The following is a 22,320-nucleotide window of genomic DNA, read 5'->3' on the forward strand; positions in this document are numbered from 1 at the left end:
CCAGCGTTTCAGGCCGAACCGTTTTGCACTCCAAAGCCATCGCAATTTTTGATATAAAAAAACTTCGATTCATCGAATCGAAGTTAATTATTTTTTTTGGCAGGGGCAGAAGGATTTGAACCCTCGGCACGTGGTTTTGGAGACCACTGCTCTACCAACTGAGCTATACCCCTACAACAGCAACTACTATATTATAAGTGCTACTGTTATTTTTGTCAATATCTTTATTAAACTTTTGGCAATTTTATACTTTTAAATCAATCTTGCTGAGATCCAGTAGCTCCTGATTGGCGTCAAGTACCGGGGCCACTTCCTCACGGATAAAATCATCAACCTGCTGGGGCGCCCGACCAACATAGAGGCTGGGGTCCATCAAGGCATCAACATCCTCGGCTTTCAGATTGAAAGACGGATCATTAAGGATTCGTTCAATCAAGTCATTGGGCTTCCCTTCCACCTTCACAGTATGGCCAGCTTCCATCGACAACACCCGGATTTTTTCGTGAAGATCCTGACGGTCACCGCCCCGCTTGACTCCTTCCATAATGATATTCTCGGTAACCATAAAGGGGAGTTCGGCATCGATGTGCTGGCGCACCACCTTGGGATAGACCACCAGGTTTTCCGAAACATTCATGGCAATCATCAAAATGGCATCGGTGGCCAGGAAGCCTTCGGGAATCGAGATCCGCTTGTTGGCTGAATCATCCAGGGTTCGCTCAAACCATTGTGCTGAAGCGGTCAAAGCCGGGTTCAGGGCGTTAACGATGATATAGCGGGCCAGCGAACAGATCCGCTCCGAACGCATGGGGTTGCGTTTATAGGCCATTGCAGATGAGCCGATCTGGCTTTTTTCAAAGGGTTCTTCGATTTCTTTCAGATTTTGAAGCAGACGGATGTCGGTGGCAAATTTGGTCAGAGTCTGGGCGATGCCGCTTAAGACACCAAGCACCTGAGCATCAAATTTCCTTGAATAAGTCTGACCACTCACTGCAAATGATTTTTTAAAGCCCATTTTTTCGGCCACCAGAGTATCAAGCTTTTTAACTTTTTCGTGATCATTGTCAAACAATTCCATAAAACTGGCCTGGGTGCCGGTAGTGCCTTTAACCCCCAATAGCTTGACGTTTCCCAGCAGATGATCAAGGTCGGCCAGATCCATCAGCAGATCCTGAATCCATAAACAGGCCCGCTTACCAATGGTGGTCAGTTGGGCTGGTTGAAAATGGGTAAATCCGAGGGTCGGCAAATCTTTATACTGGGCGGCAAAGCGGGACAGATGGTTGATCAGATTAAGCACCTGCTTACGGACATGAACCAGGCCCTGGGTATAGACAATCACATCGGTATTGTCCCCGACATAGGCACTGGTGGCTCCGAGATGAATGATCCCTTTGGCAGTTGGACATTGGGCGCCATAGGTATGGACATGGGCCATGACATCGTGGCGCAATTCTTTTTCTTTTTGGGCGGCCAGCTCATAATCGATGTTGGTGATGTTGGCTTTCAGTTCGGCAATCTGGGTGTCGCTGATGTTCAGCCCCAGTTCCTGCTCGGCTTCGGCCAGAGCCACCCACAGCTTCCGCCAGCTTTGAAATTTATTGTCCGCCGAGAAAATATGGAGCATCTCCTTTGAGGAATACCGCTCAATCAGGGGGTTTTCATAGTATTCTTTCATAATTTATTCCTTTCATATTTAAATCCGTGAGCTTTGCGTCCAGTTTCGCACGAAACAATTTTTACACTGTACGGCGGACAGTTCTCTGAACTGTTCGCCTACACGTTACAAAATTGTTTGTGGAAACTGCACCCAAAGCACTCATTGTTCGAAGTTTTTAATTTTCCATTTAAAACCGGCCCTTACTGGTCGGTTTCGTAGGTTTGATATAATCGAGTGATGTGCGTCACTTTGTTTTCAAGTTCATCGATGGTCAGAATAATCCCATTGATCTGAACAGCACCAGTGGCTGTCACAAAACGGCTGGGTCGTTTGGTCAACATGGTGTCAAGAATGATCTGGGAATCCACCCCAATCACGCCATCAAGCGGTCCGGTCATCCCAATGTCGGTAATATAGGCCGTACCACCGGACAAAATTCGTTCGTCTGCCGTCTGGACATGGGTGTGCGTGCCAAAAACAGCGGAGGCGTAACCGTCCATAAAATACCCGAAGGCAATTTTTTCCGAGGTAGCTTCAGCATGAAAATCAATCAAAACCAGATCGGCGGCGGCTTTTAAGGACTCCCGAAGTGGCGCCATCATATTAAAAGGGCAGTTTAAGTTTGGCATAAAAATCTGACCGGACAGATTCACCACCGCAATTTTTTTGGTGCGGCCATCTTTTAATGTACAGTTAAAAAAATCATAACCCTTGCCGGGACACGGCTCGGGATAATTAAGCGGCCGAATAATCTGCGGAAAGTCAGCGATGGTTTCAAGCAGTTCTTTTTGCTGCCATACATGGTTCCCCATGGTGATGACATCAATCGGCAGGTTTAGCAATTCTTTGGCATTTTTAGTCGAGAGGCCATTGCCCCCAGAGGCATTTTCGCCATTGACAATCGTGAAATCAATGGCCTGTTCGGCAATGATTGTGGCTAATTTGTCTTTTAAAATTTTTCGTCCGGGGCGGCCATAGACGTCCCCCAGTATAAGTATCTTCATCATTTATCCTTCTGCGTTAAAAACTGACTAAAAAAAGGGGAGAATCTCTCCCCCTTTAGACTATTTAGCGTAGTCGCTCGCGCGTGTTTCACGAATCAGATTAACCTTAATGTTACCGGGATATTCCATTTCAGCTTCAATCTTCTTGGCTATATCTCGGGACAGTAAAATCATTTCATCATCATTGACTTCATTTGGTTTAACCATAATTCTTACTTCACGTCCAGCCTGAATGGCGTATGATTTCTCAACACCATCAAAGGACATGGCAATGGTTTCCAGTTCCTGTAACCGTTGGATATAAGAAACCAGGGTTTCTCGTCGGGCACCAGGTCGTGCTGCTGAAATGGCATCCGCTGACTGAACCAGAACGGCTTCCATCGTCCGGGCTTCAACATCACCATGATGAGCTTCGACAGCATGAATAACGTTTTTATTTTCTTTGTATTTCTTTAATACATTGACTCCAATTTCAACATGGGGCCCTTCGACCTCATGATCAATCGCTTTTCCAATATCATGTAATAATCCTGCTCGCTTGGCAATCTTAATGTTTCCATCCAATTCGGCGGCCATAATGCCGGCCAGATGAGATACTTCAATGGAATGCTTTAATACATTTTGACCATAGCTGGTACGGTATTTAAGCCGTCCCAAAAGCCGGACAATTTCCGGGTGCAGGCCATGAATGCCGGTATCAAAACAAGCTTGTTCACCGACCTCTTTGATATGGTTATCGACTTCTTTTTGAGACTTTTTGACCATCTCCTCAATCCGGGCAGGATGGATTCGACCATCAATAATCAGTTTTTCCAGTGACAATCTGGCCACTTCCCGACGAATCGGATCAAAACCAGAAAGAATAACAGCTTCCGGGGTGTCATCAATAATCAGGTCAATCCCGGTAAGGGTTTCCAGGGTGCGGATATTGCGCCCCTCCCGACCAATGATACGGCCCTTCATCTCGTCATTTGGCAAGTTGACTACAGTAATGGTTTGTTCCGCCACATGGTCGGCGGCACACCGTTGAATCGATTGGGCAATCAGTTCTTTTGCTTTTTTATCAGCAGTAGCTTTTGATTCGGCTTCAATCTGACGAATCATAATCGCAGCTTCCTGACGGGTATCTTTACTGATGTCTTCAAGCAAAATTTCTTTTGCTTCTTCATAAGTAAGCCCGGAAATTCGCTCAAGTTCCTTGACCTGCTCGTCATACATGCTTTCAACTTTTTCTTGCTTCTTTTCGAGCTCTTTGCTTTTTCGGGCCAGAGATTCTTCACTGCGCTCTAAATTAGTCAGCTTCTTCTCAAGATTTTCTTCTTTTTGAATCAAGCGATTTTCAAGTTTCTGAAGCTCGGCTCGTCGTTCACGATTATCTTTTTCAAGGGATTCTTTCAATTTCAGGGATTCTTCCTTGGCATCAAATAGAATTTCCTTTTTTAAAGTTTCTCCTTCTTTGACGGCATCATTCACAATGGTTGTGGCGGTTAATTCAGCATTCTTTATCTTGCCTTCGGCAATATTTTTGCGTACCAAATAACCAATCCCAAACGCAACAATGATACCAATGAATAAAATAATTATTAGTATGTCTATAATTTTCACCTCCTTATAAACGATTTGCTATGTTTTTAATCTACTCATCATGATCTATATTTTATACTCTTTTGAAAATAGTGTCAAGAAACAAAGAACACCGCCAGGGGTTATTTTTAAGAAATCAAAAAAAGAACCGTTAAACGGCTCTTTTTTTATGGTTTTAATGATGGTTTGCTTATTCAATCTCTTCATCTTCGAGTAGGTCTGATTCAACTGCTTCAGGTTCAGCTGTTATTTTGCTGGCCGCATTTTTGGCCCGGATTTCCGCTTCGATGGCATCAGCCACATCGGGGTTGGCAATCAAAAACTCTTTGGAATTATCCCGGCCCTGTCCCAGCCGTTGTTCATTATACGAAAACCAGGAGCCGGACTTATCAACGATTCCAAAATCGACGCCGACATCGAGGAGATCGCCTTCCTTGGAAATACCCTTACCATACATGATGTCAAACTCAGCCTGTTTAAAGGGTGGCGCAATTTTGTTTTTGACAATTTTAGCCCTGGTTCGGTTCCCAATAATTTCGGTGCCTTTTTTCAGGGATTCAATCCGGCGGACGTCAATTCGTACTGAGGCATAAAATTTAAGGGCCTTCCCGCCGGTGGTGGTTTCGGGATTCCCAAACATTACCCCGATTTTATCTCGCAGCTGATTAATAAAGATGGTGGTGGTGTTCGATTTTTTAATGACCCCGGTCAGCTTTCTAAGCGCCTGAGACATCAGTCTGGCCTGGAGACCCATGTGGGAATCCCCCATTTCACCATCGATTTCAGCCCGGGGTACCAGAGCCGCCACCGAGTCGATGACAATGACATCAATGGCATTACTGCGCACCAACGCTTCAACAATTTCCATGGCCTGCTCGCCGGTATCCGGTTGGGCTACCAGCAGATTATCAATATCCACCCCCAGAGCCTTGGCATAAGTGGGATCCAGCGCATGCTCAGCATCGACAAAGGCAGCATTGCCGCCAGCTTTTTGAGCTTCCGCAATGATATGCAGGGCAATGGTGGTTTTCCCGGAGGATTCCGGGCCGTAGATTTCCACGACCCGGCCCCGGGGTACGCCGCCAACACCCAGCGCCATATCCAGTCCGATGGATGAAGTCGAAATGACTTCCACATTCAGTTTGGCAGCTTCGTCACCGAGGCGCATTACCGAACCTTTGCCAAAGCTCTTCTCGATGTTTCGTAAGGCTGCATCCAGCGCCTTTTGTTTATCGGTTAATTCTTCACTATTTATTTTTGATTTTTCAGCCATATGTAACCATCCTATCTTTATTAAAACATTTGTTTTTGGAACGTTCGTTCTTATTTAATTATAACGATTCAATCAGACTTTGTCAACTATGGTTTTACGGATCAGATGGAAGACCTTATTGGCGGTTTTCTGCTGCACGACTTTGCGTTCGCCGTTAAAATGATAGCGATATACTTCGGTTTGATCATCAAAACAGATACCAATATAAACCAGCCCCACCGGTTTTTCGTCGCTTCCGCCGTCTGGACCGGCAATCCCAGTTACGGACACATTAAGCCGGGCTCCGGACAGTGTTGACAGGTTTTTGCACATTTCGCTGGCGGTTTCGGCACTGACTGCCCCATAGGTATCGAGGGTGTCTTTTGAAACATTCAACAGCTTCATTTTAGCTTCATTGGAATAGGTCACCAGTCCGGTTCCAAAAATTCTGGAAATTCCCGGGTGTTCGGTCAACTGAGCGGCAATCAGGCCGCCAGTACAGGACTCGGCGGTGGCTAGCGTGATGGTATTATCCAACAATAGTTTAGCGACGGTTTCCTGGAGTGATGCTTTGGAAAAGGTGAAAATATGATCTTCAAAACGGGACAACATAATCCCTTCATAGTGATCCAAAAGCGCATTGATTTCATTTTCATCATTGCCATTGGCAGTAATTCGAACCAGCACCTCACCCATCTTGGCATAGGTGGCAATGGTCGGGTTGACCTGCGTATCAATCAAATCCAGCAGCCGATCTTCAGCGGCCGATTCGCCAATATCTGAGAGATTGTAATACCGTGAAATAACCAGTTGATTATGATCCTGCTGTAACACCGGCAATACGGCTTCTTCAAACATTCGGGTCATTTCCCGGGGTGGCCCTGGCAGCATGATAATGATTCGACCCTGCTCCCGTAATAAAATCCCCGGGGCAGTGCCACAGGGATTAAAAAGAATCTCGGCACCTTCGGGAATAAAGGTCTGTTTGAGGTTGTTGGGGGTCATGGTAAACTCCCGGTTGGCAAAGTACTGCATCAAATCATCTTTGGTTTTTTGATCCTGAACCAGCTTTTTGCCAAAGATTTCAGCAATCACTTCTTTGGTTAGATCATCCTGGGTGGGGCCCAGTCCCCCGGTAGTAATAATCAGGTCACTGCGCTCAAAAGCAATGCGCACCGCTTCTTCCAAACGCTGGGGGTTATCCCCCACAGTAGTATGATACAAGACCCGGATTCCCAACTGGGACAGTTCCCGGGATAAAAACTGAACGTTGGTATTTAGGGTATCCCCAACGAGTAATTCCGTTCCGACAGAAATCAATTCACATTTCATTGGTCATTTCCTCTCAAAGTTTGATTATGAATACGTATTGATGTAACAAAAAACATTGTCTTACTTTCGGCTTTAACAGACAATTGTGTAAGAAAAAGGCGAGCTGGTGATAGCCGGTACGCCGCGAGTGTAACAATTGTTTCGTTAAAAACTGAAGCCAAACGGCCGACACTTTTTTACTACATCGAACGAAACACTTTTTTATTCAGAATCAGATAGTCAATTCCAGAATACAGGGTCAACAGGGTGGCAACAATCATCATCCAGTCGGCCACTGGGACATTGAAAAGTGAAAACGGCCAGTTGTTAAAGAGAATCAGAATGATGGCTGCCATCTGCGAAATGGTTTTAGCCTTGCCCCATTTACTGGCAGCAATGATGATCCCATCGGCCGCCGCCAGGGAGCGTAGCCCGGTGATGGCAAACTCCCGGGCGATGATAATAATCACCATCCAGGCTGGTACCGAGCCCAGCTGGACAAAACAGATCAGAGCCGAGCAGACCAGTAACTTGTCAGCCAGAGGATCCATAAACTTACCAAAATCGGTAACCAGGTTACGGCTACGGGCCAGATAACCATCGAGACTATCGGTTAATGACGCGATAATGAACAGAGCCGCCGCAATTGGCTGGTGGTAGGGAAAATCAATCAGCAATGCAGCAATGAAAAAAGGGATCATGACCATTCTGACTACAGTAATCTTATTTGGTAAATTCATTTTCAATATCTCCTATCAAATCATATTCGAGGGCTTCTACTATCTTAACGGAATAAAAATCTCCGATTGTTAAGGGATCACGGCTGTCGACAAAAACGGTACCATCAATTTCCGGTGCATCACCATAAAAACGGCCATAATAAGACCCATCCTCGGCACCTTCAATCAGTACCATCAGGGTTTTGCCGATAAACCGTTGTTTCTGATGATAAGAAAGCGCCTGCTGGGTGATCATAATTTCGTCATAACGCTGTTCTTTTTGGGTCTCAGAAAGCTGATCTGCAAATTCAGCGGCGGGCGTATTTTCTTCCTGTGAATACTTAAATACCCCTAAATGATCAAAAGGCAACACTTTTATTTTATTTATCAGATCCGCATGTGCCTCATCCGTTTCGCCGGGGAAACCCGTGATAATCGAGGTTCGCAGCACCGCCTCAGGCAGGGTTTGGCGGATCTTTTTTACCAGTTGGCAGATCTGCAAAAAATTCATCTTTCGACCCATCCGTTTTAAGACCTCATCATTGAGATGCTGCAGCGGAATATCAAAATACTGACAAATGGCCGGATGGCGCTTGACCACCGCCAGCAGCTTATCGGTTATACCTTCGGGGTAAAGATACATCATCCGGATCCAGGTAAAATCAAAATTGGTGGCAATTTGTTCAAGCAGTGCCGGCAAGTCCAGACCTTCATCCAGATCCTGGCCATAAGGCGCAATGTCCTGACCAATCAGGATGATCTCCTTAATCCCCTGCTCCCTCAGGTACTGAAGTTCAGAAAAAATTTCCTGGCTGGGGCGACTGCGGTATTTTCCACGGATCTTGGGGATGACACAGTAGGTGCAGCCGTGGTCGCAACCCTCGCTGATACGGACAAAGGTGGACACTGTCCCAGGTTTGAGATAGCGCCTGGTCTGGATGATGGCTTTGTCAATATCGCCAAAATACTGGGGCATAACGGGGCTGGCCGGATCGGACGCCGGGCGTTCCAGCGACGTGATCAGATCGACGATATTGTCAAAATGGCCCACCCCTAAAAAGCCGTCGATTTCAGGGATTTCAATGGCCAGTTCAGTATGATAACGCTCGGCCATGCAACCGGCGACAATCAGCAGCTGACAGGAGCCGCTGTTTTTGTAGCCAACATAGTCAAGAATATACTCAATCGATTGCTCCTTGGCCGACTGGATAAAGCAACAGGTATTGACAATAATAATCGCAGCTTCCTGGGGCTCATCGATTATTTCGTAGTTTTTCTCGGCAATCAAACCCAGCATCATTTCTGAATCGATGGTGTTTTTATCACAGCCCAGAGTGGTCATGTGGATAGTCTTCATTTATGCTAATCTCTCCTATTATATTCATCTTCAGTAATCAGAATTTGCCGGGGTTTACTGCCGTTGGGTCCGGAAATGATGCCTCGTTCCTCAAGGTCATCGATAATTCGGCCGGCTCGGGCGTAACCCACCTGCAGTTTTCGCTGCAGCATCGAGGTTGACAACTGGTTGTATTCAAAGGCAATATTCAGGGCATCTTCCAGCAGCACATCGCCTTCCCGACTCTGTGGTTTTTCCTCCGGTTCCTGGGAAATGGCTTCTTCAATGGCGGCATCATACTGATGGCCCTTTTGGGGTTTGACGGCGTCAATCACGGCATTAATCTCGGCATCAGAGACATAGGTGCACTGAACCCGGGTCGGCTTGGATTGCCCCACCGGGTAATAGAGCATATCTCCCTTACCAAGCAGTTTTTCGGCCCCGCCGGTATCGAGAATCGTCCGGGAATCCGTATTAGAGGCCACCGCAAAGGCAATTCGCGAGGGAATATTGGCCTTGATCAAACCGGTAATAACATCCACTGACGGCCTTTGGGTGGCAATGATCAGGTGAATCCCACAGGCCCGGGCCAATTGGGCGATCCGGCAGATGGCATTTTCACATTCTTTGGGCGAGGTAATCATCAGATCGGCCAACTCATCAATGACAATCACGATCCGGGGCAGTTTCTTCTGCCCGGACGAAAGCATTTGTTCATTGTAGCCTTCAATATCCCGAACTCCGGCATCTTTAAAGAGCATATAGCGGTCAGTCATTTCTTTTAAGCCCCAGTTTAGCGCATAAGCGGCCTTTTTCGGATCGGTCACCACCGGAATCAGTAGATGCGGAATGGCATTATACTGATTGAGCTCGACCATTTTGGGGTCGATCATAATAAACCGCAATTCTTCCGGTGACGACTTAAAGATCAGGCTGATAATAATACTATTGATACAGACACTTTTTCCCGATCCGGTGGAGCCGGCAATCAGCACGTGGGGCATCTTGCCGATATCACCAATAACATTTTCCCCTGACAGGGTTTTCCCCAGCGCGAAGGTCAGCGGACTTTTGCTGTTTTTAAAGGGCGGGGTGTCAATAATTTCCCTTAGTCCAACGATTTCTGATACATCGTTGGGAACCTCAATGCCGACCGCCGCCTTGCCGGGAATTGGGGCCTCAATCCGGATATCTGATGTGGCCAGACTCAATGCCAAATCCGAGGAGAGATTGACAAATTTATTAACCTTAACCCCCGGATCAAGCTGCAGTTCAAAGCGGGTTACGCTGGGGCCGACATTGACCTCGACGATTTTTGCTTTGACGCCAAAATTTTTCAGTGTTTCTTCGATGATCCGGGCTTTTTTGATGACATCATCTTTTTTTGATTTTTTTTTAGTGGCTGGTGCATTTAACAGTTCCAGCGTCGGAAAGGTGTATTCTTCAACTTCATGTTCAAAGCTGACTGCTGACAAGTCTAAAACCTTTGTTTCATCGTCCGTTTTTGTTTCTTTGTGAAAATCCTTGGCTTTTTTAGTCGTCCCCAAATCGTCAAAATTGGCCGGTTTGAGGAAATTCTCGTGAATCTTCATCGGGGTTTCCGGTTCGTCGGCATCTTCTTCAATGAAACCGAAGGGATCCTGCCGGGTTTTCTTTTTGGCTGTTGGAATCACCCCGGTAACTGGTTCAAATAACGGTTTTTCTGTGGGCAGAACGGGTTGACTCGATTCATTAATCTGGTAGGGCTCAAACAATGGCGCATTTTCGTCAAAATCTCCTACCATCGGAATCAGTGTAGTTTCTGAGGTTCGTTCTTTGGTCGCCTTAACCTCTTTTCGGATCTGCTGTTTTTCCTTAAGCATCGCCAGTCGGTCTTTCAGCCGATCTTTAACCGGCGGGGCATTGTCGCTTTTTTCTTTAATTTGATTTAAATATTTTTTTAACCGGTTACGGAAAATAAAAATTAAAATAATCACCGAGCTGACAACAATCAGCAACAAGGTGCCTTTGACCGCAAACAGCTTGATAAACAGCACCGCCAGCAGGATCCCGATAATCCCTCCGTATTGGCCATATTGTGCCAAACTGAACAGCTCCAGAAGGCTGTAATCCATCAGATTGGGGGCATAAATGGTAAAACCGATCATCATGTTGACAAATAGTAAGAAGGTTAGCACAAAGGTGGTAGCCCAATCGGTTATTTTATTCAGGCACAATACTACTCCCAGGGCGCAGAGATAGAGTGATACAAAAATCGTCAGGGCGCCAAAGCAATAGGAAAAGGCCTGACTGACAAAGTTGCCTACCATCCCGGCGTTAAAGTCGATGTAGGCATAAATTGAAAAAACACCCAGGATGATTAAGAAGATTCCGATGGCCATGTTACTGATGGAAAATCGTTTGACTGCTTTTGGGGCCGGCTTTTTTTTGGTTTTACCTTTATTTGATTTGTTATTCGATTTGGTTTGATTTGGTTTCTTAGTTGTTGCCATGTTGCTCCTCTGTTTAAAAAAAGAAATCGGTAATTGTGGAATGAAAAAATATCGAACAATGGTTGCTTTGTATACAGTTTGCACTATGAATTTGTAATGCGTAGGCAACTGCATAAAAAATGCCATTCGCCTGGTGTAGCTATTGTATCGTGCTAAACTGGGCGCAATGCTTGCGGCAGTTTCTCAATTACCAAATAAGAAATAATAAAAGGTGCAGGAATACCTGCACCTTGAAATTGTGTTATGGAAGTATGATTGGAAAGCGGTGCAGCAATCAATGAAGGGTTCATGACCTCAGCGTACTTTTTAACAATACCTTTATTTTCCTGAATGACCAAAGCCACCATCGCCCCGCTTACTGGCGGCTAATTCGTCGACGCTTGAAACTTCCACAAAATCGGCTTTGACATATTCCGAGAAGACCATCTGGGCAATTCGTTCGCCGGGTTCCAGCTGGTAGGGCTTATCGAGTAAGTTTATCAGAATTATCTTAATTTCTCCCCGATAATCAGCATCAATCGTGCCGACACCGTTAACCAGCGATAAACCATGTTTAAGTGCCAAACCGCTACGGGCTCGAATCTGAGCTTCCACCCCAATGGGCATTTCCAGAAAAATACCGGTGGGAATCTGATAGACCTTATGGGGCATGATGATCATTTTTTCATCCAGATTAGCCCGTAAATCGACCCCGGCTGCGCCTGGGGTCTGATATTCCGGCAGTGGAAATGGTGATTGACTGAGTATTTTAATTGAATATGTATTAATCATGTTATTCCTTTGGCAAAACGGCCTTCCGTGACAGATTAATGCGTCCCTGTCCATCAATTTCCATGACCTTAACGGTGACCTCATCGCCGATTTTGACCACATCTTCAACCGCATTGACCCGTTCATGGGCCAGTTTGGAAATGTGAATCAAACCGTCTTTACCACCAGGTAGGGATACAAAGGCACCAAAATTCATAATCCGAACGACCTTACCAGTTAAGACCTCACCCACTTCCACTTCACGGACGATGTTTTCGATAATTTCTTTGGCCCGATTACCGGATTCGGTATCCACAGAGGCAATGAAGATCCGGCCATCATCTTCAATATCAATTTTAACGCCGGTATCATCGATGATCTTATTAATGACTTTACCGCCAGAACCGATAACGTCACGGATCTTGTCGGGTTTAATCTGGAAGATAATAATTCGTGGCGCATAGGGTGATAAGTCTTTGCGGGACTCAGCAATTTCGTCATTCATAATGCCCAGGATATGCAGGCGACCGATCCGGGCCTGTTCCAGTGCTTCAGTTAAAATCTGTTTGTTGATACCATCGATTTTAATGTCCATCTGAATTGCAGTAATCCCCTCAGCAGTTCCCGCTACCTTAAAGTCCATATCTCCGAGGAAGTCTTCCATTCCTTGAATATCCGAAAGTATCGCCAGTTTATCGTCTTCTTTGATCAGACCCATGGCAATCCCGGCAACTGGTGCTTTTAAGGGTACTCCAGCCGCCATTAATGAAAGCGAGCTCCCACAAACACTGGCCTGGGAGGTAGAACCGTTGGAACTTAACACTTCCGATACCACCCGGATTGCATAAGGGAATTCATCTTCGGATGGCAGCACCGGAATCAGTGCCCGTTCAGCCAGAGCACCATGTCCGATTTCACGTCGGCCTGGCCCCCGGGAGGGTCGGGCTTCACCGACACTATAGGCCGGGAAATTATAGTGGTGAATATAGCGTTTGGAATCTTCATTGGATAAACCATCAAGCTTTTGGACATCACCTAAAACACCAAGTGTGACGACCGACAGTACCTGTGTTTCGCCCCGGGTAAATAATCCGGAACCATGGGGTCGCTCAAGATAGTCTATTTTAGCAGTGATTGGACGGATCTCATCCATTTTTCGATTGTCCGGACGAATCCGATCCTCGAGAATCATCCGGCGGATTTCTTTTTTAACCAGTGAATTGAGGATTTCGTCGATATCATTACTCTGGTTGGGATAAGCTTCGGCAAAATGTTCTCTGACCAGATTTTTAGTGGCTTCAATATTATCCAGTCGTTCTAGTTTATCGGCTGTTTTAACAGCCGTTGACAATTGATCACCCAAGAAAGCCACTACTTCGGCTTTGATTTCTTCAGCCGGAGTAAACAAGGTATACTCCTGTTTTTCTTTGCCCACAGCGGCGACGATTTCTTCCTGGAAGGCGACAATTTTTTTAATTTCTTCGTGTGCCAGCAAAATCGCTTCGAGCATCAGCGTTTCGGAAACCTCATTGGCACCGGCTTCCACCATCATAATCGCGTCTTTCGTTCCGGAAACAACCAGGCTCAGCTCGCTGATTTCACGCTCAGCCTCATTGGGATTGATAATATACTTTCCGTCAATATAACCAACAGCAACCGCACCGGTGGGGCCATTGAAGGGAATGTCTGAAATTGACAGCGCAATTGAAGAGCCAATCATTGCAGCAATTTCAGGTGCATTATCCTGATCTACTGACATAATTGTGGCAACCACCTGGACATCGTTGCGGAAGCCTTTGGGGAATAGCGGTCGGATGGGTCGATCCATCAGGCGGGAATTTAAAATTGCCCGTTCAGTGGGACGACCTTCACGTTTAATAAAACCACCGGGGAATTTTCCCACGGAGTATTGTTTTTCTTCGTAGTCACAGCTGAGTGGGAAGAAATCCATGCCTTCCCGGGGCTTTTTAGAAGCTGAAGCAACCGCCAGAACTTCTGTTTTGCCATATCTGATCATCGCTGCACCTTTTGCCAATTGTGCCACTTCGCCAATTTCCACGCGGAAAGGGCGGCCAGCAATTTGAGTTTCAAAAATATTCATTCTTTTCTCGCTTTCTATTATAATACGCCAAAAATGGCAGATTTATCGTTTGTCAGCAATCAGGATCACAAGCCTTGTTAAGGAAATTAAGTGCTAACCTTCAGGTAAAAAAAAAGGGCGGAATACTCCGCCCCAAATTATTTTCTTAAGCCTAATCTTTGGATTAGTTCACGATATCGTGTGATATCTTTGTCTTTTAAATAAGTTAATAATCGTCGTCGTTGACCTACTAGTTTCAGCAGACCGCGTCGTGAATGATGGTCTTTTTTATGGATTTGAAGGTGTCCATTAAGGTCATTGATACGGGCTGTTAATAATGCGATTTGAACTTCTGCTGAACCGGTGTCACCCTCAGCTTTTTGGTAGTCGGCGACAATCTGTGCTTTTAATTCTTTTGTGATCATGTAAAATCTCCTTGTTTTTTTAATTCAGCCATAAACCGAGTATTTTGTTGGAGTTTCAAAAAACTAAGTGAATGGTAGTAACTTAATGAGTATATCATAAACATTTAGGGTTGTAAATGGATTATTTGATAAAATCCTTACGGATCTGGTCAATATCCATTCGGATCTGACCGATTAGATCATCAATGGTATCAAATTTGATTTCGTCCCGAATTTTTTTAATGAATTCGATGGTAATTTCGTGATTATAAATATCCGCATCAAAATCATAAATATAGGTTTCAATGCTAAACGGGTGTTTCTCAAAAGTCGGGTTAAATCCCAAATTGGTCAAGCCATGCAAACATTGTCCCTGATAATGGACATGCGTATAATAAACGCCGGTATTTGGCAAAATTAATTTTTTATCGAGTTTGATGTTGGCAGTGGGAATGCCATACTGGTGTCCCAATCCTTTGCCCTGAACAACGATACCACTAAGGGCATAATTTCGGCCCAGAAACGTTTTGACTTCATCCACCTGACCGCAGCTGATCAGCTCACGGATAAAGGTGGAGCTGATGGGATGGGTATTGATGATAAACGGTGGTAGTATTTCTACGGCAAAGCCGTATTTTTTACCCAGTTCGACTAAAGTGGCTGTGGTTCCGGCTCCCTTATAACCAAAATTATAATTAAAACCGACAACAATGACTTTGACATTGTATTTTTTCAGCAGATAGTCGGTGATAAATTTCTCTGGGGTTAGCTTCATCAGTTTTTCCGTGAAGGGATTCAAGAAAACGAAATCAATGCCATCTTCCTGAATCATGGCTTCTTTTTGGGCATTGGAGGTGATCAGCCAGGGGGTATAATTGGGGAAAATCAGTTCCAGGGGGTGTTCCTTAAAGGTCATGACCCCGGTCTTATACCCGAATCGCTGACCGAGTTCTTTCGTTTTTTGCAGTAAGGCCCGGTGTCCCAGATGAACACCATCAAAAAAACCCAGGGCTAATACCATTTCTTCGCCGTGATACGTTTTTGCTGTCATGTTTTACCTCACAGTAGTTTCGTCGGTTTAATATAGTTGCCTTCGTCATTCGTTACATATCTGCCCATCCCTATTAGCTGATTTCCATCATACAGCCGCAGGGTTTCGCCGGGATAAAAATCATCCAGTGATTCCTGAATGTTCCACTGAAACAGTTTATTACCATTGAGTAAAAAGCGGCGGCCCTGATCGGTGGCAGAAACCTTTCGATACCGATCCAGTGAGTACTCCAGCGGATATAACAGTGATTTAGAAGCCTCCTCACTGAGGCATTGTTCAATCTCTGTTAGGGTTAAGGCATCAGTTAGCGTAAAGCTGCCAACCTGATGGCGGATCAGTTGCCCCATACACCCCAGGGTTCCCAAGGCTGCCCCGATATCTCGGCACAACGACCGAATGTAGGTGCCTTTTGAACAGTTGACCATAATCCGGGCTTTTTGGGCTTCTTCATCAAAATTCAATAAACGAATTTCGGCGATATGAACGGCCCGTTTCGGAATTTCAACCGTTTCACCGTTTCTGGCGTAATGATAAAGTTTTTTACCATTAACCCGAATCGCCGAGTAAATGGGCGGCTGTTGGTAGATGTCACCGGTAAATTGGGGTAGCATCGTTTCAAAAGAGATCCCATCAATCTGCTTTTCACTTTTATCAATGATGGTTCCTGATAAATCACAGCTATCGGTTGCCAACCCCAGAATCACCTCAGCCTCATAGACCTTGTCATGATCCGTGATGTATTCGACCATTTTAGTAGCTTTACCGACACAAAGCACCAACACGCCCTGAGCATTTGGATCGAGGGTTCCGGTATGACCGATTTTTTTTGTTTTTAAAATCTTCCGGGCTTTAAATACCACATCATGGGATGTCATCCCAGGTTCTTTATTAACATTGAGATAGCCATCAAGGCTGTTAAGCTTCTCCATTTTGATTTGCATAAACCTCCATCAAGTCCTGCTTAAGTTCCCCGACATCGCCACAAAAATTAAAACCGGCGGCCCGTTCATGACCTCCACCACCGTATTTTAAAGCAATTTCGTGAATATCATAGGGATATTTGGCCCGTAATGACACCCGGTATTCACCGGGATCGATTTCTTTTAACAGGGCCGTAATGGCCACACCGATGGTATTTTGACCCAAATTGGCCACATCATCGGTAATGTTGATGGTACCACCAAATTTAACAATGGTTTCGTGATCCAGAATCATCAACGCAATTGGCATGCCATCCAGAATTTCCAGGGAATGGATCGCTGCCCCGGTCATTTTCATCTGATTGATGTTCTTTTGGGTATGAAGTCGTTTGGAGAGATGGGCATAATTGGTTTTGATGGCATATAATTCACTGGCAATTAAGTGGGTGTCGACAGTCACATTGGAAAATTGAAAACTGCCGGTATCAGTGGTAATTCCGGTAAAAATGGCATCAGCCATTTCCTCATCAAACACCACATTCAGTCCTCGGAGTACCCGAAAGACGATCTCGGCAGTTGCACCGGTAATTTCAACAAAGTTCAGATCACCATAGTGGGCATTGCTTTTATGATGATCAATCACCAGTCTGGTTTTTGCTGTCGGCATTTCCGCCGGAGAAAAGGCAAAACTGCTACTGGAGCAGTCAAGATAGATAATTACATCATAGTCGTCCTGTAAGGTTTGGTTAAAATATTGAATTTCTTCAAAAAATCCCAGCTTGTCTTCAAGGGGTAGGTCGATATAATAATCAACGGTTTTATTCAGCTGCTTCAAACCTTTTCCCAAAGCCACTGCCGAACCAATTGCATCACCATCCGGTTTTTGATGAAGCAGAATCAAAAACCGTTGATTGTTGCAAAGACAATTAAAAATCTCATCAGGAATCGTGTTCATTCTCATCCTTCATTTCTTTTTTATCGTCTTTCAAACTTTGTAAAATTGACTCGATATGCATGCCATACTCAATGGAATTGTCGATTTCAAAGCTGAGCGACGGTACCGAATGAACAGTGATGACCTGTCCCAGGCTCGATCTTAAAAAGCTCTTGGCATTATTTAATAATTCGAGGACAACCTTCTTCTGACGATCATCACCGAGAATGCTGACATAGATAGTGGCAGTTTTTAAGTCGGGAGCGGCTTTAACCTTGGTGATACTGACATTGCTGTCTTTGATCCGGGAATCCTTCATTTTATGAATGATGATTAAACTCAATTCTCGCTGAATCAAGCCATTAATTTTTTCATTACGATGCGATGCCATTTTGTGTTACCTCCTTGCTGGGAAAGATAGGCTTGAGCTTATCTTTCAATTTTTTCCATGGTAAATGCTTCAATGTTATCGCCAACCTTTAAATCGTTATATTTTTCAATGCCAATACCACACTCGTACCCGGTGTTAACTTCCTTGACATCATCTTTAAATCGCCGTAACGAGGCAATTTTTCCTTCCAGTATGACGATCCCATCTCGGATAATTCGGACGTCATCATTCCGGTTGATTTTTCCTTCGGTAATGTAACAACCGGCAATAGTGCCAACACTTGGGATCTTAAAGACTTCCCGGACTTCGGCATTACCCATGACCTTTTCCTGGAATTCTGGGGCCAGCATCCCTTCCATGGCTTTTTTGATGTCTTCAACGGCATCATAAATAACCCGGTAGAGCCGCATGTCCACTTCTTCGGTTTCAGCCAGCTTGACGGCGTTTTTATCCGGTCGAACGTTAAACCCAATAACAATGGCGTTGGAAGTTGCGGCCAACATTACATCCGTTTCATTAATGGCGCCAACCGCTCCGTGAATAATATTGATGCGAACGGCTTCGTTATCCAGTTTTTCCAGGGATTGTTTGATCGCTTCGATGGAACCCTGTACATCCGCTTTAATAATAATATTGACATCCTGAATATTGCCGTCCTGAATCTGACTAAACAGATCGTCCAGCGAAATGTTGGAACGACGCTGACGTTCGCCTTTTTGCATCTCTTTTCGTTTTTCTGCTAATTGACGGGCTTCTTTTTCATTTTCCAGAACAATAAAATCGTCTCCGGCAACCGGAATATCGGATAGTCCAGAAATTTCCACCGGTGTTGATGGGCCGGCCTTTTTAAGACGTTTGCCTTTATCATCAATCATCGTTCGGATTTTACCATAGGTGGTTCCCGAAATAATCGAGTCCCCAATATGCAAGGTACCCTGCTGAACCAATAAGGTAGCAACGGCTCCTTTACCACGTTTGATCTGAGATTCAATCACACTCCCTCGAGCTTCCCGGCCAGGATCAGCGGTGAGTTCTTCCATTTCCGACATCATGATGATCATTTCCAGCAGGGATTCAATCCCTTCTCCGGTTTTTGCTGAGACATTAACTGCAATGGTTTCTCCCCCCCATTCTTCAACAACCAGATTATATTTGGTCAGCTCCTGCTTAACCCGTTCCGGGTCAGCGCCGGGCTTATCAATTTTATTGATCGCCACCAGAATCGGAACGCCAGCAGCTTTGGCATGATTAATCGCTTCGACGGTTTGAGGCATGACCCCATCATCCGCTGCAACCACCAAAACAGCGATGTCGGTGATCTGCGCACCACGGGAACGCATGGCAGTAAATGCTTCATGACCCGGGGTATCAATAACAGTGATGGCATGGTTATTGATATTAACGGTATAGGCCCCAATGTGCTGGGTGATTCCGCCTGCTTCCCCAGCAATAACATTCGCTTTACGGATTCGGTCAAGCAGCGATGTTTTACCATGATCGACGTGTCCCATAACGGTGACAACCGGCGGTCGGGGGATTTCGTTTTCGCTTTCTTCTTCGTCGTATTCTTCCAAAATTTTTGAAACGACGTCTTCAATTTTGATGGCTTCCACTTCAAAACCCAGCTCTGCTGCTACAATCGCAGCTGTTTCAAAATCGATTTCCTGATTGATACTGACCATGGTTCCGGCCAGCATCAGCGTTTTTATAACCTCGGTAGCGCTTATTTCAAGGACATCAGCCAATTCACCAACCGTTAAGACCTCCGGTATTTCAAAGGTCTGGTTTAACTGTACTGACTTCTTCTTCTCATCCTTAATGCGCTTGTAAACACTTCTTGCAGTTTTTTCTTTTTTGCTATGATCTCGCATCTTGGGTTGTTGACCTTGGTTATTGGATACTGGTCGTTTTTTATCGTCCGTTTTTTTCGGTCCATTCCCCCCAGTTTTGGGTTGTTTTTTTTGGGGTGGTCTGGTTGGTTTCTTTGTTTCAGGAGTCACCTTTGGGGCAACTTGATTTGAACTGGATTTGGCCGGTTCCTTCACTGGGGCCTTTTTCGGCTCAGCTTCCAGCTCTGCTTGATACTTATTTTTATCGAATTTTTCTTCAAATTCAGCAATTTGTTGATCAGTCAGGGCGCTCATATGGTTTTTTACAGGAATATTGTACTTATTTAAAATGCTTACGAAATCTTTGCTTGGAATATCATATTTTTTAGCTAAATCGTATACTCTTAATTTTGACATAGTATTCCTCCCTTCAATATTTTATTTATTTCATTTGTTTTTTCTCTGACAGTTGCTGTCGAACAATTTCGACAACATCACTTTCTACTTTTCTTTTAAATGCCCGTTCCAAATAATTTTTATTCAGGAATTGATCAACACAGGCATCGGACTGGCAGACATAAGCACCACGTCCATTTGCTTTTCCAGTGGGATCAAAAAAAATTTCGCCAGATTTATCTGAGACAATCCGAAATAAGTCACGTTTATCAAATTTGGAATGGCATATAACACAGGTTCTCTGTGGAATTTTTTTCATTTTACCTCCCTGACATTGTTTTATCTAAGTATTATAGCATAAAAAGCTATAATAGTGATTAAACCTTTAATTTTCAAGATCTGAAATATCGTCAAAGACAGAGTCTTCTTCTGTTAATGACGAATTCATCAACTCCAAAGTCTCAGCAGATTCAAGCTCTTCTTTTAGTTCCAGCAAAATATCCTCGGTTAAACCGCTATTTTGGGTTTTTGATTCGCTAAGTTGGTTGACATAGTCGATTTTACTTTTGATGTCAATCTTCCAGCCTGTCAGTTTTGCGGCCAGACGGACATTTTGACCTTCCTTGCCAATAGCCAGAGATAATTGATAGTCATCAACTATCGCCACTGCTGATTTTTCATCTTTATTAGCGATGATTTCAACAACTTTCGCTGGGCTCAGAGCATTGGACAGGTATTCTTCAACCGAGTCACTCCATTTAATGACATCTATTTTTTCACCCTGCAACTCATTGATAATATTTTGAACTCGAACCCCTTTTTGACCGACACAGGCACCAACCGGATCAATACTGGGGTCATTGGCTTTGACGGCCACCTTGGTGCGCGAACCGGCTTCCCGGGAAATGGAGACAATATCGACGATTCCGTCAAAGATTTCCGGGACTTCGGATTCGAACAAGCGCTTGACCAGCCCAGGGTGTGTTCGGGATACATTGACTTGGGGTCCTTTGGTTGTTTTTTTGACCATCAGCAAGTACACTTTTAAGCGTTGGTTCAGTGTATATGTTTCGCCAGCCGTTTGCTCAGATGGCAACATTACTGCCTCTAATTTACCAATTTCCACATAAACAATACCTTTTTCAATTCGTTTAATAATCCCGGTTAGAACTTCATCTTGTCGTTTGAGGTAATCGTCGTAGATGATGTTTCGTTCTGCTTCTTTAATCCGTTGGATGATTAATTGCTTGGCATTTTGTGCAGCAATTCGGCCAAAATCCCGGGGTCGGACTTCTTTTCTGAAAAAATCGCCGACTTCGTAATTGCTGTCAACTTCCCGGGCTTTTTCCAACGAAATCTGACTGTGATCATTTTCCGGAACTTCGACAATTTCTTTTAAAGCAAAGACTTGAATATCGCCATTTTCACGGTCAATGCTGATCTCAACATTGTGTGCATTGCCATAATTCTTTTTATATGCGGTGGTAATAGCAGCTTCAATTGCTTGAATTAATTCTTCTTTATCAATTGATTTTTCTTCTTGAATTACATCCAGAGCGCGTATAAACTCCTGATTCATAATGGTTTTCTCCGCCTTCCGTATTATTCAGCTGATGGAAGAGGTTTAAAATTCAACTCATCCAACCGATTTGCTTTTGCAATTTTACTGTTTTCCAGTGTCAGTAGTTCACCTGTTTCCAATTCGAGGGTTAATTCATCTGTATTATATGATTTTAATACCCCCTCGATATCTTTTTTCCCATCCATTGGTGCGAAAAGATGAACCGCTATTTTTTTATCAAGATTTGACAGATAATGTTTTTCTTTTTTCAATGGACGATCCATTCCAGGTGAAGATACTTCCAGAAAATAACTTTGTTCGATGGGATCCTGTTCATCAAGCATTTCACTGATTGGTCGGCTGACTTTTTCGCAATCATCTAATGAAATGCCATTATCCGAATCGATAAACAAGGTCAGATACCAGTCCTTTCCTTTTTTTTCAAAGGTCAGATCAGTTAGTTCATAGCCCAGTGATTCGACCACTGGGGCAGCTAATTCTTCTAATAAGAACTCTTTTGATACTTTTTTCATACTTATTCCTTCTAATTTTTTATTTATCTAAAAATATGGGGTCGGATTTTCTACAGCAGCCATCATTTTGATACCGACTTGAAAAATAGTTAAGAGTGGGTCTCCCCACTCTT

The 22,320-nt window shown here is 44.4% G+C and carries 20 protein-coding genes and 1 tRNA gene; all 21 read right to left on the reverse strand.

What is annotated here, in order from left to right; all coding sequences use genetic code 11:
• Positions 1 to 97 precede the first annotated feature (97 nt).
• Positions 98 to 173, reverse strand: a tRNA-Trp gene (locus Q7P33_RS03545).
• 71 nt (positions 174 to 244) lie between these two features.
• A complete protein-coding gene (gene purB, locus Q7P33_RS03550; protein ID WP_303867424.1) occupies positions 245 to 1,678 on the reverse strand; it encodes an adenylosuccinate lyase in 1,434 nt (477 codons plus the stop codon).
• Between the two features lie 182 nt (positions 1,679 to 1,860).
• Positions 1,861 to 2,667, reverse strand: a complete 807-nt coding sequence (locus tag Q7P33_RS03555; protein WP_369693281.1) for a TIGR00282 family metallophosphoesterase — start codon at positions 2,665 to 2,667, stop codon at positions 1,861 to 1,863.
• A gap of 57 nt (positions 2,668 to 2,724) precedes the next feature.
• Positions 2,725 to 4,269, reverse strand: a complete 1,545-nt coding sequence (rny, locus tag Q7P33_RS03560) for a ribonuclease Y (RefSeq protein WP_303867426.1) — start codon at positions 4,267 to 4,269, stop codon at positions 2,725 to 2,727.
• Positions 4,270 to 4,438: 169 nt separating this feature from the next.
• Positions 4,439 to 5,521, reverse strand: coding sequence for a recombinase RecA (recA, locus tag Q7P33_RS03565; protein ID WP_303867428.1), 1,083 nt, complete (start codon positions 5,519 to 5,521; stop codon positions 4,439 to 4,441).
• 72 nt (positions 5,522 to 5,593) lie between these two features.
• Positions 5,594 to 6,832, reverse strand: coding sequence for a competence/damage-inducible protein A (locus Q7P33_RS03570; protein ID WP_303867430.1), 1,239 nt, complete (start codon positions 6,830 to 6,832; stop codon positions 5,594 to 5,596).
• A gap of 179 nt (positions 6,833 to 7,011) precedes the next feature.
• Positions 7,012 to 7,551 (reverse strand): CDP-diacylglycerol--glycerol-3-phosphate 3-phosphatidyltransferase, encoded by a 540-nt coding sequence (gene pgsA, locus Q7P33_RS03575; RefSeq protein WP_303867431.1) that lies wholly within the window; start codon positions 7,549 to 7,551, stop codon positions 7,012 to 7,014.
• Positions 7,535 to 8,887 carry a 30S ribosomal protein S12 methylthiotransferase RimO gene (gene rimO / locus Q7P33_RS03580; protein WP_303867432.1) on the reverse strand — a complete coding sequence of 451 codons (1,353 nt, stop codon included), beginning with the start codon at positions 8,885 to 8,887 and terminating at the stop codon, positions 7,535 to 7,537. Before rimO ends, pgsA begins: the two co-directional genes overlap by 17 nt.
• A 5-nt stretch (positions 8,888 to 8,892) precedes the next feature.
• Positions 8,893 to 11,358, reverse strand: a complete 2,466-nt coding sequence (locus Q7P33_RS03585) for a DNA translocase FtsK (RefSeq protein WP_303867433.1) — start codon at positions 11,356 to 11,358, stop codon at positions 8,893 to 8,895.
• Positions 11,359 to 11,510: 152 nt separating this feature from the next.
• On the reverse strand, positions 11,511 to 11,705 hold the full coding sequence (locus Q7P33_RS03590) for a hypothetical protein (protein WP_303867434.1): 195 nt from the start codon (positions 11,703 to 11,705) through the stop codon (positions 11,511 to 11,513).
• Positions 11,677 to 12,129, reverse strand: a complete 453-nt coding sequence (dut, locus tag Q7P33_RS03595; protein ID WP_303867435.1) for a dUTP diphosphatase — start codon at positions 12,127 to 12,129, stop codon at positions 11,677 to 11,679. The genes Q7P33_RS03590 and dut overlap by 29 nt, the downstream gene beginning before the upstream one ends.
• Before the next feature lies 1 nt (position 12,130).
• Positions 12,131 to 14,209, reverse strand: a complete 2,079-nt coding sequence (locus Q7P33_RS03600; RefSeq protein WP_303867437.1) for a polyribonucleotide nucleotidyltransferase — start codon at positions 14,207 to 14,209, stop codon at positions 12,131 to 12,133.
• Positions 14,210 to 14,346: 137 nt separating this feature from the next.
• Complete coding sequence (gene rpsO, locus Q7P33_RS03605) at positions 14,347 to 14,613, reverse strand: 30S ribosomal protein S15 (RefSeq protein ID WP_303867438.1); 267 nt, start codon at positions 14,611 to 14,613, stop codon at positions 14,347 to 14,349.
• A gap of 121 nt (positions 14,614 to 14,734) precedes the next feature.
• Complete coding sequence (locus tag Q7P33_RS03610) at positions 14,735 to 15,643, reverse strand: bifunctional riboflavin kinase/FAD synthetase (RefSeq protein WP_303867440.1); 909 nt, start codon at positions 15,641 to 15,643, stop codon at positions 14,735 to 14,737.
• A gap of 8 nt (positions 15,644 to 15,651) precedes the next feature.
• The gene (gene truB, locus Q7P33_RS03615) at positions 15,652 to 16,584 is read right to left on the reverse strand and encodes a tRNA pseudouridine(55) synthase TruB (protein WP_303867442.1); all 933 of its coding nucleotides are present in this window, start codon (positions 16,582 to 16,584) and stop codon (positions 15,652 to 15,654) included.
• Positions 16,559 to 17,518, reverse strand: coding sequence for a bifunctional oligoribonuclease/PAP phosphatase NrnA (locus Q7P33_RS03620; protein WP_303867443.1), 960 nt, complete (start codon positions 17,516 to 17,518; stop codon positions 16,559 to 16,561). Before Q7P33_RS03620 ends, truB begins: the two co-directional genes overlap by 26 nt.
• Complete coding sequence (gene rbfA / locus Q7P33_RS03625; protein ID WP_303867445.1) at positions 17,502 to 17,888, reverse strand: 30S ribosome-binding factor RbfA; 387 nt, start codon at positions 17,886 to 17,888, stop codon at positions 17,502 to 17,504. The genes Q7P33_RS03620 and rbfA overlap by 17 nt, the downstream gene beginning before the upstream one ends.
• A gap of 38 nt (positions 17,889 to 17,926) precedes the next feature.
• Entirely contained in the window at positions 17,927 to 20,134 is a 2,208-nt protein-coding gene (gene infB / locus Q7P33_RS03630) for a translation initiation factor IF-2 (protein ID WP_303867447.1), read from the reverse strand.
• Positions 20,135 to 20,159: 25 nt separating this feature from the next.
• On the reverse strand, positions 20,160 to 20,432 hold the full coding sequence (rnpM, locus tag Q7P33_RS03635; protein ID WP_070372203.1) for an RNase P modulator RnpM: 273 nt from the start codon (positions 20,430 to 20,432) through the stop codon (positions 20,160 to 20,162).
• 66 nt (positions 20,433 to 20,498) lie between these two features.
• Entirely contained in the window at positions 20,499 to 21,692 is a 1,194-nt protein-coding gene (gene nusA / locus Q7P33_RS03640) for a transcription termination factor NusA (RefSeq protein WP_303867451.1), read from the reverse strand.
• 23 nt (positions 21,693 to 21,715) lie between these two features.
• On the reverse strand, positions 21,716 to 22,207 hold the full coding sequence (gene rimP, locus Q7P33_RS03645) for a ribosome maturation factor RimP (protein ID WP_303867452.1): 492 nt from the start codon (positions 22,205 to 22,207) through the stop codon (positions 21,716 to 21,718).
• Positions 22,208 to 22,320: the final 113 nt, after the last annotated feature.

This window comes from Acetobacterium wieringae (genome assembly GCF_026646375.1).
Taxonomy (GTDB): Bacteria; Bacillota; Clostridia; order Eubacteriales; family Eubacteriaceae; genus Acetobacterium; species Acetobacterium wieringae_A.